Genomic DNA, 12,149 nt, shown 5'->3' with positions numbered 1-12,149 from the left:
TCCTGCAAGGGCTGCCGCCCCGGGGTTGGGGCGGTCCCCAGAAACGGAGGACAGAACGGCCCGAGTGTCCTCGGCCCGCTCAGTTGAGCCCGCGCAGCCTCCGTCCTCGGCTCTCGGCCACCCGCAGTGCGTCCGCGAGGGCTTCGGTGAGGCGCTCGGCGAGGAAGCGGAGCTCGCCGTGCGGGGTGTCCGGGAGGAGGGCCCGGGCGTGACCGAGGAGTTCGGCGCCCATGCCGAGCCGGGTGGACTCGGTGGCGTCGGCCAGCCGTGACACGGGCCCGCCGTCGTTGTCGGTGATCAGGTAACAGGGCTTGCCCTCGGGGCCGGTCCAGGGCAGCAGACGCGGCTCGGGTGGTCGGGTCATGCCGCCACCTCCAGTTCGTACGGCGCGCCCGCGAGGAGGTACGGGCGTACGGCCACGGTCTCGGTGCCGTCGAGGGTGGTGGGCAGGCTGTAGGGGCTGCGGTGGGAGGGGAGGGGGTCGACGCCGGTGGAGTCCGGATGGGGCGGTGCGGTGCGGGCCGCCGGACGCGGGCGGCTGGTGCGGTGGTGGGTGCCACGGGATTCGGGCATCAGTCGTGCGACGAGGCGGCCGATAAGGTCGGTCATGTCATCAGCTCCGATCAGGTACAGCTGGTGGCCGTGCCCCCGGACGGCTCCACCCGTCGCGGGGGTCTGACAGCTCTGCACGTGACACGAGGCATTCTAGGCATGCTAGGGATTCTACGTATCGCCTATCGCGCCAAGAATGCTCATGCTGAATCGGTGATCGAGTTCGTTCCCGACATCCCCCGCTGGCGTCAGGTCGCCGAGGTGGTGCGCGGCCGCATCGCCGACGGCACCTACCCGCCGCGTACACGCGTGCCTTCCGTCGTACAGCTCACCGCGGAGTTCGGGATCGCCAACGCGACGGCGCACAAGGTCCTGCGGGCGCTGCGCGAGGAGGGGCTGACTTACACGGAGCCCGGCCTCGGCTCCTTCGTCGCGGAGCGGACGGCGGCGGATGGCGAGGGCCCTGGCCCGGGTGCCTGATCGGAACCGCGTGGCGCGGCCGGAGCGTGATCGTCCGTATGGCCGGTTCGGACGATCGATCGGAAGCGCCACAGCGACGCATCGGCAAGCGACCCCCGCTGATCGGCGGTGGGGCGGCTGTCGTCGTGCTGGCGGTCGCCGTGGGTGTGGTGACCGCGACCAGCGAGCCGGCCGACATCGCCGCGCCGTACGCGTGCCGCACCCCGGTCCACGGCACCGCCGCGCCCGCGTCGGGGCGGCCCGCGCCTGAGGGCGCCGCCGACTTCGACGGGGACGGTCACCCCGGCCTGGCCTTCGGCTCGATGGGGAGTGTGAAGGGCGGGAGTATCGAGGTCGCGTACGGGGCGGGGGACGGGACGGGGGTCGGCCGGTGCCAGTACCTCACCCAGGACGATGCCGGGATAGCCCTGCTGATGGGCGGCGGTGGGATCGCCCTCCAGGCGCCTCCGTCCTCGCCGCTATGGCTGATTTAGGACGCGATCGGACCTATATGACTCATAGCGTGGTCTCGACCGACGGAGCAGAACACCGGAAGGCGGAGACCGTGACCACTCTCGACGAGTCGACCACCCGCGACCTGACCACCGGCGACCTGACCACCGGCGACCCGGCCGAGGCCCCGGCCGTCACCGGTGAGCGCGCCGACCTGCTGGAGATGCTGGCCCACCAACGGCACTTCCTGCGCTTCACCACCCGTGACCTCACCGACGAGCAGGCCGGACTCCGGACCACCGCGAGTGAGCTCTGCCTGGGCGGCTTGATCAAGCACGTGTCCTCGGTCGAGCGGAGCTGGGCGGACTTCATCGTGAACGGCCCGTCGGCGATGGGAGACTTCACGGCCATGACCGAGGCCGACTGGGCCCAGCGGGCCGACGAGTTTCGGTTGCTGCCCGGTGAGACGCTGGCCGGCGTCCTGGCCGACTACGCCGAGGCGGCCCGCCGGACCGACGAACTGGTCGCCACGCTGCCCGACCTGGGGGCCACGCAGCCGTTGCCGAAGGCCCCGTGGTTCGAGGCCGACAGGCAGTGGTCGGCCCGCCGGGTGCTGATGCACATCGTCGCCGAGACCGCCCAGCACGCCGGCCATGCCGACATCATCCGCGAGTCCCTGGACGGTGCCAAAAGCATGGGCTGACCGGCGGCGTCCGGCCGTACGCTGTCGTTCGGCTGTCGTACGGCTACTGGAAGTCGCCCGGCCGGTCCGGACGGGTCACTTCGGAAAGCGGTACTTCAGGTGGGTGGCCAGGGGCGTCTCGACGACCCTGAGCTGTTCGAGGCCGTGCCGCACCGCGCCCGGCCCCTCGAAGAGGCGCAGCCCGTCGCCGAGGAGCACGGGCACCACGTGCAGCTGGAGTTCGTCGATGAGCCCGGCTCCGAGGTACTGCCGCACCGTGCTCGCCCCGCCCGCGATGTCGACGTTCCGGTCCCCGGCGGCGGCCTTCGCCTGGTCCAGGGCACTGTGGATGCCGTCGGTGACGAAGGTGAAGGTGGTGCCGCCCTCCTTCACCAGGGTGGGGCGGGGCCGGTGGGTGAGGACGAAGACCGGGGTGCGGAACGGCGGGTTGTCGCCCCAGAACTCCTCGCCCGTGTCGTACATCATCCGGCCCATGACCACGGCTCCGGTGGCGTCGAACCACTCGCGAATCAGCTCCGAGTCGCGGTTCTCCACCCCGCCGGACATGCCCTGGCGCTCCCGCCAGCTCGCCAGGGTGTGGATCCAGTCGAAGACCGGTTCGGCGCCGTCGCCGCCCGGGTTGTCGAGGGTGACGTTCGGGCCGGCGACGTAGCCGTCGAGGGTGATGGCCAGGTCCGCGGTCACGGTCATGAGGGGTGCTCCCGAGGTCGTGGGGTGTGCTGCCTTCACCCTCACGTCGATCGGGAGACCGCGTTCTCGACACCGTCCGCGTGGGCGGTTCAGGGCACCGTCTCGCCCCGTATCAGCGGATGGCACACCGGCTGGACGCCCTCGGGGAGTTCGTCCGGGCGGCACCAGCGGGCCTCCAGGATCTCGAACGGGTCGATGCGCAGCTCACCGCCCAGCAGACGGGCCTCGTAGGCCACTTCGAAGCGGGTGCGGAAGCCGCTGTTCAGCATGACCAGGCGGCCCGCCTCCACGTCGAGGTTCGTTTCCTCCCTGACCTCGCGGACCACGGTCTGCCGGAAGTCCTCGCCCTTGTGCGCGAAGCCGCTCGGCAGACCCCACTGGCGGCCCGGCGGCCACATCCGGTGCTTCAGCAGCAGGACGCGCCCCTCGTCGTCGCGCACGACGCCGGTCACGCCGACGACGAACTTGGCGTTCAGGAACCACATGACGCGGCTCTGGAAGGGGCGCAGGAGCCGCCAGAGACGGGCAAGGAGTCGTCGCACGGGACCTCGGGAGTGTGGTGGTGGGGCGGCGGGCAGCGGCATCAGCCAAGGGGACGGTACCCGCCGCGGCGCCCGGCCGACCGGCCGTCCCCCGCACCCGCTCGCGTCCCGCCCCGCCCCGGCCTCGCCGACGGCGGCGGTGCCCGGCCCGGCGTCACCGGCCCGGAGGACAGGGCGGCGTCCGGTCCGGATGCCGGACGGGGTTGACCCGGGCGGGGCGAGGGACCCATCGTCAGGTGCGTAAACATTGCACGGTCCTGTCCGGAGGTCATTACCCTGGAGCGGTCGGTGCAGTGCAGGCGCAGTGCAGGTGCAGTGCGCCGCCCGACGCCCGGCAGGAGTCCCGTTCCCGTGCCAAGCCCCCAGGAAGGCCCCGTGACCACCCCCAGCGCCGCCACCCCGTCCACCCCGGCCGCCGCCGCATCCGGGGAGGGCCCGGGGTCCCCGTCCGCCCCGACGGGCGCCCCGAGCGGCCGCGGCACCCTGGGGCCGGTCGGCCTGGTCCTCGCCGGTGGCCTCTCCGTGCAGTTCGGCGCCGCACTGGCGGTGAGCCTCATGCCCCGGGCCGGTGCGCTCGGCGTGGTGACCCTGCGGCTGGCCGTGGCCGCCGTCGTCCTGCTGCTCGTCTGCAGGCCCCGGCTGCGCGGCCACTCCCGGGCCGACTGGGGCACGGTCGTCGTCTTCGGTATCGCCATGGCCGGCATGAACGGCCTCTTCTACCAGGCCGTCGACCGCATCCCCCTCGGCCCCGCCGTCACCCTGGAGGTGCTCGGCCCGCTCGCCCTGTCCGTCTTCGCCTCCCGCCGCGCGATCAACCTGGTCTGGGCCGCGCTCGCCCTCGCCGGCGTCTTCCTCCTCGGCGGCGGAGGCTTCGACAGCCTCGACCCGGCCGGTGCCGCCTTCGCGCTGGGGGCGGGCGTGATGTGGGCGGCGTACATCGTCTTCAGCGCACGTACGGGCCGCCGCTTCCCTCAGGCCGACGGGCTGGCCCTCGCGATGGCGGTCGGGGCGGTGCTGTTCCTGCCGCTGGGCATCGCCGAGTCGGGCGGCAAGCTCATCGAACCGTCCACGCTCGCGCTGGGCGCCGGGGTCGCCCTGCTCTCCTCCGTGCTGCCCTACACCCTCGAACTCCTCGCCCTGCGCCGGCTGCCCGCACCCACCTTCGCCATCCTCATGAGCCTGGAGCCCGCCATCGCCGCGGCGGCCGGATTCCTCGTCCTCGACCAGGCTCTGTCCGCCACCCAGTCCGCCGCCATCGCCCTGGTCATCGCGGCCAGCATGGGAGCGGTGCGGACCCAGGTGGGACGGGGGAGCAGGGGGAAGCGTGAGCTTCCGGGGCCGGAGGCCGACGTACGGTGATCCCGCCGACCGCCCGACCGGGCGGAGCGTGAACACACTCCTCGACGGCCACCGCACGGCGTACGGGTGGGGCGTTTCCAGCGGCGGCGCGTCACGGACTGAGCCGCTCCACCCGCCACTTCCCGTCCGCCTCCGCCACGTACCGCAGCCGGTCGTGCAGCCGGTTCTCCCGCCCCTGCCAGAACTCCACCGCGTCCGGCACCACCCGGAACCCGCCCCAGTGCGGCGGCACCGGCACCCGCTCGCCCTCCGGATAGCGCGCCGCCAGCTCGGCGTACGCGGCGTCCAGGGCGTCCCGGCCCGCCACCACCGAGGACTGGGCGCTGGCCCACGCGCCCAGCTGCGAGCCGTGCGGCCTCGTCCGGAAGTACCCGGCGGTCTCGTCCCGCCCGGTGCGCCGCGCCGTCCCCGTCACGATGACCTGCCGGGCCATCGGATGCCACGGGAACAGCAGCGAGGCGTGCGGGTTCTCGTCCAGCTCGCGCCCCTTGCGGGAGTCGTAGTTGGTGTAGAAGACGAACCCCTGCTCGTCGAAGTGCTTCAGCAGCACCGTGCGGGAACTGGGCCGGCCCTCGGCGTCCGCCGTGGAGACGACCATGGCGTTCGGCTCGAACAGCCCGCCCTCCGTCGCGGCCTGCTTGAACCAGCGCGCGAACTGCTCCACGGGCGTGGCGGCCAGCTCGGACTCGGAAAGCCCCTCGGCCCGGTACTGCTTGCGCATCGAGGCGAGATCGAAGGGGACGGCATCGCGGTCGGTCACACCGGCCATCCTGCCGCATCCACCGCGCCCTCCACTGCGTCCTTCGTCACCATGTGGCACTCAGTGCCGCGACCCCTCCCCAAAGGTGGCACTCGGAGATATCGTGCTGGTCCCGTCCCGGTTGGATGACCCCCGGCCGGACGGGGCATCACAGGGGTGACCGCAGACCAGGACCGCGAGTCGTCGTACGACCGTGGATCCGCAGGACCCGGTGATCCGAGACGGGCCGGTCGCCACACATACGATCACGAGGAGCCGCCTGATGTCCGACTTCGTACCCGGGCTCGAAGGAGTCGTCGCGTTCGAGACGGAGATCGCCGAACCCGACAAGGAAGGCGGCGCCCTCCGCTACCGCGGCGTCGACATCGAGGACCTCGTCGGGCACGTCTCCTTCGGCAACGTCTGGGGCCTGCTCGTCGACGGCGCCTTCAACCCCGGCCTGCCGCCCGCCGAACCCTTCCCGATCCCCGTCCACTCCGGCGACATCCGCGTCGACGTCCAGTCCGCCCTCGCCATGCTCGCACCGGTCTGGGGCCTCAAACCGCTCCTCGACATCGACGCCGAACAGGCCCGCGCCGACCTCGCCCGCGCCGCCGTCATGGCCCTGTCCTACGTCGCCCAGTCCGCCCGCGGCCAGGGCCTGCCCATGGTCCCGCAGCGCGAGATCGACAAGGCCCGGTCCGTCGTCGAACGCTTCATGATCCGCTGGCGCGGCGAGCCCGATCCCAAGCACGTCGCCGCCGTCGACGCCTACTGGACCTCCGCCGCCGAGCACGGCATGAACGCCTCCACCTTCACCGCCCGCGTCATCGCCTCCACCGGCGCCGACGTGGCCGCCGCCCTCTCCGGAGCCGTCGGCGCCATGTCCGGCCCGCTGCACGGCGGCGCCCCCTCCCGCGTCCTGCACATGATCGAGGAGATCGAACGCACCGGGGACGCCGAGGCCTACGTCAAGAAGACCCTCGACGCGGGCGAGCGCCTCATGGGCTTCGGCCACCGCGTCTACCGCGCCGAGGACCCCCGCGCCCGCGTCCTGCGCCGCACCGCCCGCGAACTGGGCGCCCCCCGCTTCGAGGTCGCCGAGGCCCTGGAGAAGGCCGCCCTGGCCGAGCTCCACGCCCGCCGCCCCGACCGGGTCCTGGCCACCAACGTCGAGTTCTGGGCGGCCATCATGCTGGACTTCGCCGAGGTCCCGGCGCACATGTTCACCTCGATGTTCACCTGCGCCCGCACGGCCGGCTGGTCCGCGCACATCCTGGAACAGAAGCGCACCGGCCGCCTGGTCCGCCCCTCCGCCCGCTACGTCGGCCCCGGCTCCCGCGACCCGCGCGAGATCGAGGGCTACGACGCCATCGCGAGCTGACGCCGACCCCGTACACGCAGACGACCCGCGAGTCTGGTTCCTCCGGAGAGGAGCCGACCGGACGTACCGGCGACTCGCGGGTCGGGTGACTGCTGGGGATTGGGCCGGCTGCACGCGTCTGTCACGCGCTGGTCCGGCACCGCACTCCGTGTGGTGACGGGCCGCTAGCCCGCAGCCACCTCACGCGTCCGGTTCTCATACATCTGCCGAACCACCTCCCTTCTCGTGTACTGCACACCCTAGGAACCGTTCGGCCACCGATCAATCGGTTTTTTCCGCGGTTTTCCGAGTCGCTTCGCGGCCTGTCTCCCATGAACGCTTCTTCGCTGGTCACCTGCCGTTCCGCGGCTGGCCTCGCACCCCTCATGACGGGGGCGTATGCCGAGTTTCCGCAGCACAACGATTTCCGCAATCTTGCGGGAACTAGATGTGTGCTGCATCACGTTCGAGTTGAATGAAGGCCAGTGATGGCCAGTGAGCGAACCGGCGTACGGTGCGGCGGACGCAGCCTGCAGGGGGTCCAGGTGAGTGCTTCCCGGCGTAGAGGGACCACCGACGAGCTGGGACCGGACGAGCCGGCACAGCCCGAGCGGGACGGCGCGGACCTGTTGGCCGCGCTGCTCGACGGGATGGACGCCGCGCTGTGCGCGTTCGACGCGGACGGTGTCGTCACGCACTGGAACCGCGAGGCGGAGCGGATCCTCGGCTGGACCGCGGCCGAGGCCGTCGGGCGGCAGGGCTTCGCCGGATGGGCCGTGCGCAGGGCGGACGCCGGGGAGGTCGAGGAGCGGCTGCTGTCCGTGATGCGGGCCCCGGGACGGCAGGTGCACGAGTTCGCGCTGCTGACCAAGGACGGCGGGCGGGTGCTGGTGCGCACCCAGTCCGCTGCCGTACGCGGTCCCGACGGCCGGCCCGCGGGGGTGTACTGCGCGTTCAGCGAGGTGCACGCGCAGATCGACCTGGAGCGGTCCATCGCGCTGAGCGAGGCCCTGCTCGAGGACGCGAGCTGGGGCGTCGTGCTGGTGGACGTGGATCTGCGTCCCGCCGTCGTGAACGCCCACGCGGCGCGGGCGCTGGGTACCGGGCGCACGTCCGTACTGGGCCGCCCGCTCGGCGATCTGCTCGCCCAGGGCGTGGAGGAGCTGGAGAACGCGCTGACGCATGTGCTGGCGGAGGGCGCGCCGCCCGCGCCCGCCGAGGTGTGGGTGAGCGTGCGGTCCCCGGAGGGGGAGCGGCGCCGGTGCTGGCGCAGCGGGTTCGTGCGGCTGGCGTCGCCGCTCGCGGAGGAGCCGGTGCCGTTGGGCGTCGGCTGGCTGTTCCAGGACGTCACGGAGTCGAAGCAGGGTGAGCAGGAGGCGTCGCTGCTGCGGTTTCGGGCCAACCAGCTGCACCGCGCGGCGCGGGCGGCGGCCGAGTGCGAGGACCCGGCGGAGGCGGCGGTCGTCCACCTCGACTTCGCGCTCGCCGGGTTCGCCGACCACGCCCTGATCGACCGGGTCATGGGCGGGGCGGTGGCCGACACCGACGCGGCGGAGCCGGTCCGGCTGGTGCGGGTCGCGGCCACGCCGTCCGGCGCGCCGGGGCCGAGCCTGCCGGCCGGGACGGCCGGGATGCCGGTGCGCTACGGCGAGGGGCATCCGGCGGTGCAGTGCGTGGAGCGGGCGGGTTCGGTGCGGGCCAGTGCCGGTGTCCGGGAGCTGCCGGCGGAGCGGGTGCGTGAGTGGGCCGCGGCTAGGCAGTGGCCGGCGGACACGGTGCACGGCCTGTGCGCCGTGCTGCGCAGCCGGGGCCGGACGCTGGGCGTCGTGACGTTCCTGCGGGGCTCGGGGCGGAGCGCGTTCGAGAGGTCCGACGCGATGTACGCCGAGGACGTGGCGGTCCGGATCGCGACGGCCCTGGATCTGGCCGGCGCGGTCGAGAAGCGGTAGCGGGGCGCCGGCGGGCGGTGCCGGGCGATCGCGTCCGCCCCCCCCGTCCCAGTGGTGGCGATCGCGTCCGCCCCCGGTCCCAGTGGTGGCGATCGCGTCCGCCCGCCCCGGTCTCAGTGGCGGTAGAAGATCCGGTCCCCGTACTGCTCCATGACCCGCCCGTTCCATTCGTGGCCGCCGTCCACGTTGCCCGAGCGCAGCAGCGGCGGTTCGATGCCGCGGTCGGCGAGGGCGGCGGCCGCCGTGGCCATCACGGCCTGGAGGAGGGCGCTGGTGACGACCGTGGAGGCGGGGGCGAAGGGCGCCGGGACGGTGTCGAGGGTGAGTTCCGCGTCGCCGACGGCGATCTTGGAGTCCAGCACGATGTCGCAGTGGTCCTTGAGGAAGGTGCCGGAGGCGTGCCGCGACCTGGTCTCGGAGGCGTACGCCACCGAGGTCACACCGATGACCCGCACGCCGAGCGCGCGGGCGTTCACGGCCATTTCCACGGGCAGGGCGTTGCGCCCGGAGAGGGAGATGATCACCAGCGCGTCGCCCTCGCGGAGCGGCGAGGAGTCGAGTACGGCGCTCGCGAGACCGTCCACGCGTTCCAGCGCGGAGCCGAGCGTGGCCGGCATCACGTCGACGCCGACGACGCCGGGCACGGCGAGCAGGTTCATCAGGGCGAGTCCGCCGGCGCGGTAGACGACGTCCTGGGCGGCGAGGGAGGAGTGACCGGCGCCGAAGGCGAAGAGCCGGCCGCCGTTCCGCACGGTGTCGGCGAGCAGTGTGCCGGCCGCCTCGATGGTGTCGGCCTCCTCGTCGCGGACGCGTCGCAGGAGGTCGATCGCCGCGTCGATGAACTGGCCGGCCGGCTTGCGGTCGCTCATGCGGGGCCCCTTCGGTGTGGCGGCTGTGGCTGCGTCGCGGATCACCGTGCGGTCTGGACCAGTGCGGTGTCAATACGGCGGGGTGGGCCGCACGGGCCCGGGTTTTCGCGGCGAGGCACGGTTGTCGGTGGTATGCGTCAGAATTGAACACAGGGCCAGCGCACGCGCCGGTGGGCCGTAGCCTCCGGCAATCTCATCAAGGGGCACGTATGTCCGGACTGATCGACACCACGGAGATGTATCTCCGCACCATCCTCGAGCTGGAGGAGGAAGGTGTGGTCCCGATGCGCGCCCGGATCGCCGAACGGCTCGATCAGAGCGGTCCGACGGTCAGCCAGACGGTGGCGCGGATGGAGCGCGACGGACTGGTGTCCGTGGCGGCCGACCGGCATCTGGAGCTGACGGAGGAGGGCCGTCGGCTGGCCACCCGCGTGATGCGCAAGCACCGGCTCGCGGAGTGCCTGCTCGTCGACGTGATCGGGCTGGAGTGGGAGCAGGTGCACGCCGAGGCGTGCCGCTGGGAGCACGTGATGAGCGAGGCCGTCGAGCGCCGCGTGCTGGAGCTGCTGCGGCACCCGACTGAGTCGCCGTACGGCAACCCGATCCCGGGCCTGGAGGAGCTGGGTGAGACGGACGGCGCCGATCCGTTCCTGGACGAGGGCATGGTGTCGCTCGCCGACCTGGACCCGGGTCTCGAGGGCAAGACGGTCGTCGTGCGCCGCATCGGCGAGCCGATCCAGACGGACGCGCAGCTGATGTACACGCTGCGCCGGGCGGGTGTGCAGCCCGGCTCGGTGGTGAGCGTGACGGAGTCGGCGGGCGGTGTGCTCGTGGGCAGCGGCGGCGAGGCGGCCGAGCTGGAGTCGGACGTCGCCTCCCACGTGTTCGTCGCCAAGCGCTGAGCGGCGGTCGGGGGACCGGCGGCGTCCCGTCACCCGGGGGACCGCGCGGCACCGCGCGATCGCGCCGATTCCGGGTTCAGTGAGCCGAACAGCAGCGTCCGGACGCTTCGCGTGCAAGGCTGTGGCGTGAGGCATATGACGTAAGGGGCTCTTGGCCGCTTGGCCGCGGTGGCGTGACAGCGATGTCGCCGGTCGGAGAGGGGGAGGGCGTTGCCGGAGAGATCGAGAGGGCCCCGGCGCCGTGTGGCGCCGGGGCCTGTCCTCCCCTGTGCTGACCCGGAGCCCCGAGCTCTCAGGGTCAATCCCCTCGGACCGTTTTCCCCGAGCGGTCCGCCTCCCGATGAAGATCTCCCCCCGGCGACGGCGATCAATCCCTGAAGGGTGTCACTCGAATGAGGGGTGTTGCCCGCCGAGACAGCAGTTTCGAATGAGTATTCGATACTCTGCGGACGTCGAAGGGCCGTTGACCCGGCGGCGGGCACGGCGGCAGGAACGACGAGGTACGGCAGGTACGGCAGGCAGGACACGGTTCACAGGACCGGCCGACCCGTGAGGGGCGAGCGGTCCGAGCGGAGCTTGGGGGTGCCAACCTATGGCGCGGCGCATCGACGTGACCGGCGCGGGCGGCGTACGCCTCGCGGCCTGGGAGTTCGGCGACCCTCCCAAAAACGACCGGACGCATGACGGGACACGGGCCGGGACGCACGGCAAGGCCGGCGACCTCCCGGGCGTGCTGTTACTGCACGGCCTGATGGGCCGCGCCTCGCACTGGGCCCCCACGGCCCGCTGGCTCTCCGCCCGCCACCGGGCCGTCGCCCTCGACCAGCGCGGCCACGGCCGCAGCGACAAGCCCCCGCGGGCGTCCTACACCCGGGAGGCCTACATCGAGGACGTCGAGGCCGCCCTGGAACAGCTCGGCCTCGGCCCGGCCGTCCTGATCGGCCACGCCATGGGCGCGCTGACCGCCTGGCAGCTCGCCGCCAAACGCCCTGACCTGGTCCGCGGCCTGATCATCTGCGACATGCGGGCCTCCGCGCTCGGCGCCGCCTCGCAGCACACCTGGACCGAGTGGTTCCGCGCCTGGCCGGTCCCCTTCGCCACGCTCGCCGACGTACGCAAGTGGTTCGGCGAGGACGACCCGTGGGTGGAGCGCCCGAATCCGGCCCGGGGCGATTTCTACGCCGAGGTGATGGCCGAGTCCGCGGACGGCTGGCGGCCCGTCTTCGAGCCGGAGCAGATGCTCCGGTCCCGCGAGACCTGGATCTACGACGCCCACTGGGAGGAGCTGGCCCAGGTCCGCTGCCCGACCCTGGTCGTCCGCGGCCTCGACGGCGAGCTGGGCCGCGCCGAGGCCCAGGAGATGGTCCGTGTGCTGCCGCACGGCCAGTACGCGGAGGTCGGCGACGCCGGCCACCTCGTCCACTACGACCAGCCGGAGGCGTGGCGGGCGGCCATCGAGCCCTTCCTGGACAGCCTCCGGGAGAGCTGACCACGGGCGGCCTCCCCGGCGGCCGGGTCGCCTTTGCCGGTTGCCGTCGGCCCTCCTTGGCGGCCGGGTCGCCTTTGCCG

Annotated in this window: 14 protein-coding genes; 8 read left to right on the top strand and 6 right to left on the bottom strand. The window is 72.7% G+C overall.

Going from position 1 to position 12,149, the window contains the following annotated elements; all coding sequences use genetic code 11:
- Window positions 1-79: 79 nt before the first annotated feature.
- Complete coding sequence (locus tag ACP4J0_RS01605) at window positions 80-364, bottom strand: hypothetical protein (protein WP_426596768.1); 285 nt, start codon at window positions 362-364, stop codon at window positions 80-82.
- Window positions 361-609 carry a hypothetical protein gene (locus tag ACP4J0_RS01600; protein WP_426596767.1) on the bottom strand — a complete coding sequence of 83 codons (249 nt, stop codon included), beginning with the start codon at window positions 607-609 and terminating at the stop codon, window positions 361-363. The genes ACP4J0_RS01605 and ACP4J0_RS01600 overlap by 4 nt, the downstream gene beginning before the upstream one ends.
- A gap of 156 nt (window positions 610-765) precedes the next feature.
- Between ACP4J0_RS01600 and ACP4J0_RS01595 the strand changes: the two genes are divergently transcribed.
- The 3 genes from ACP4J0_RS01595 to ACP4J0_RS01585 all read left to right on the top strand — a co-directional run bounded on the left by ACP4J0_RS01595 (window position 766) and on the right by ACP4J0_RS01585 (window position 2,167).
- Window positions 766-1,032 carry a GntR family transcriptional regulator gene (locus ACP4J0_RS01595; protein WP_426596766.1) on the top strand — a complete coding sequence of 89 codons (267 nt, stop codon included), beginning with the start codon at window positions 766-768 and terminating at the stop codon, window positions 1,030-1,032.
- 38 nt (window positions 1,033-1,070) lie between these two features.
- A complete protein-coding gene (locus ACP4J0_RS01590; RefSeq protein WP_426596765.1) occupies window positions 1,071-1,505 on the top strand; it encodes a hypothetical protein in 435 nt (144 codons plus the stop codon).
- A 182-nt stretch (window positions 1,506-1,687) separates the two neighbouring features.
- Window positions 1,688-2,167, top strand: a complete 480-nt coding sequence (locus ACP4J0_RS01585; protein WP_426596912.1) for a DinB family protein — start codon at window positions 1,688-1,690, stop codon at window positions 2,165-2,167.
- Window positions 2,168-2,242: 75 nt separating this feature from the next.
- On the opposite strand, the gene ACP4J0_RS01580 is transcribed toward ACP4J0_RS01585, so the two are convergent.
- Window positions 2,243-2,857, bottom strand: a complete 615-nt coding sequence (locus ACP4J0_RS01580) for a dihydrofolate reductase family protein (protein WP_426596764.1) — start codon at window positions 2,855-2,857, stop codon at window positions 2,243-2,245.
- A gap of 89 nt (window positions 2,858-2,946) precedes the next feature.
- Window positions 2,947-3,399 carry an NUDIX hydrolase gene (locus ACP4J0_RS01575; protein WP_426596763.1) on the bottom strand — a complete coding sequence of 151 codons (453 nt, stop codon included), beginning with the start codon at window positions 3,397-3,399 and terminating at the stop codon, window positions 2,947-2,949.
- 375 nt (window positions 3,400-3,774) lie between these two features.
- Here ACP4J0_RS01575 and ACP4J0_RS01570 point away from each other — a divergent pair, with 375 nt between their 5' ends.
- Entirely contained in the window at window positions 3,775-4,758 is a 984-nt protein-coding gene (locus tag ACP4J0_RS01570; RefSeq protein WP_426596762.1) for an EamA family transporter, read from the top strand.
- A gap of 91 nt (window positions 4,759-4,849) precedes the next feature.
- Here the strand turns inward: ACP4J0_RS01570 and pdxH are convergent, their stop codons facing one another.
- The gene (pdxH, locus tag ACP4J0_RS01565) at window positions 4,850-5,527 is read right to left on the bottom strand and encodes a pyridoxamine 5'-phosphate oxidase (RefSeq protein ID WP_426596761.1); all 678 of its coding nucleotides are present in this window, start codon (window positions 5,525-5,527) and stop codon (window positions 4,850-4,852) included.
- A gap of 253 nt (window positions 5,528-5,780) precedes the next feature.
- On the opposite strand from pdxH, the gene ACP4J0_RS01560 reads away from it, so the two are divergent.
- Complete coding sequence (locus ACP4J0_RS01560) at window positions 5,781-6,881, top strand: citrate synthase 2 (protein WP_426596760.1); 1,101 nt, start codon at window positions 5,781-5,783, stop codon at window positions 6,879-6,881.
- A 524-nt stretch (window positions 6,882-7,405) separates the two neighbouring features.
- A complete protein-coding gene (locus tag ACP4J0_RS01555) occupies window positions 7,406-8,809 on the top strand; it encodes a PAS domain-containing protein (RefSeq protein ID WP_426596759.1) in 1,404 nt (467 codons plus the stop codon).
- A 113-nt stretch (window positions 8,810-8,922) separates the two neighbouring features.
- Here ACP4J0_RS01555 and ACP4J0_RS01550 read toward each other — a convergent pair whose 3' ends face one another.
- On the bottom strand, window positions 8,923-9,678 hold the full coding sequence (locus ACP4J0_RS01550) for an SIS domain-containing protein (protein ID WP_426596758.1): 756 nt from the start codon (window positions 9,676-9,678) through the stop codon (window positions 8,923-8,925).
- Between the two features lie 209 nt (window positions 9,679-9,887).
- Here ACP4J0_RS01550 and ACP4J0_RS01545 point away from each other — a divergent pair, with 209 nt between their 5' ends.
- On the top strand, window positions 9,888-10,580 hold the full coding sequence (locus ACP4J0_RS01545; protein ID WP_279565498.1) for a metal-dependent transcriptional regulator: 693 nt from the start codon (window positions 9,888-9,890) through the stop codon (window positions 10,578-10,580).
- Between the two features lie 592 nt (window positions 10,581-11,172).
- On the top strand, window positions 11,173-12,069 hold the full coding sequence (locus ACP4J0_RS01540) for an alpha/beta fold hydrolase (RefSeq protein WP_426596757.1): 897 nt from the start codon (window positions 11,173-11,175) through the stop codon (window positions 12,067-12,069).
- Window positions 12,070-12,149: the final 80 nt, after the last annotated feature.

Origin of the sequence: Streptomyces sp. WG7, from assembly GCF_049975785.1 — a bacterium.
Classification (GTDB): domain Bacteria; phylum Actinomycetota; class Actinomycetes; order Streptomycetales; family Streptomycetaceae; genus Streptomyces.
Note: the sequence above shows the minus strand (reverse complement) of the source record. Positions and strands in the feature narration are given on the sequence as shown.

Excerpts from the sequence above, each read along its gene's own strand:
- ACP4J0_RS01605 (WP_426596768.1), bottom strand. The coding sequence starts at position 364 with ATGACCCGACCACCCGAGCCGCGTCTGCTGCCCTGGACCGGCCCCGAG.
- ACP4J0_RS01600 (WP_426596767.1), bottom strand. The coding sequence starts at position 609 with ATGACCGACCTTATCGGCCGCCTCGTCGCACGACTGATGCCCGAATCC.
- ACP4J0_RS01590 (WP_426596765.1), top strand. The coding sequence starts at position 1,071 with ATGGCCGGTTCGGACGATCGATCGGAAGCGCCACAGCGACGCATCGGC.
- ACP4J0_RS01585 (WP_426596912.1), top strand. The coding sequence starts at position 1,688 with ATGCTGGCCCACCAACGGCACTTCCTGCGCTTCACCACCCGTGACCTC.
- ACP4J0_RS01580 (WP_426596764.1), bottom strand. The coding sequence starts at position 2,857 with ATGACCGTGACCGCGGACCTGGCCATCACCCTCGACGGCTACGTCGCC.
- pdxH (WP_426596761.1), bottom strand. The coding sequence starts at position 5,527 with ATGGCCGGTGTGACCGACCGCGATGCCGTCCCCTTCGATCTCGCCTCG.
- ACP4J0_RS01560 (WP_426596760.1), top strand. The coding sequence starts at position 5,781 with ATGTCCGACTTCGTACCCGGGCTCGAAGGAGTCGTCGCGTTCGAGACG.
- ACP4J0_RS01550 (WP_426596758.1), bottom strand. The coding sequence starts at position 9,678 with ATGAGCGACCGCAAGCCGGCCGGCCAGTTCATCGACGCGGCGATCGAC.
- ACP4J0_RS01545 (WP_279565498.1), top strand. The coding sequence starts at position 9,888 with ATGTCCGGACTGATCGACACCACGGAGATGTATCTCCGCACCATCCTC.
- ACP4J0_RS01540 (WP_426596757.1), top strand. The coding sequence starts at position 11,173 with ATGGCGCGGCGCATCGACGTGACCGGCGCGGGCGGCGTACGCCTCGCG.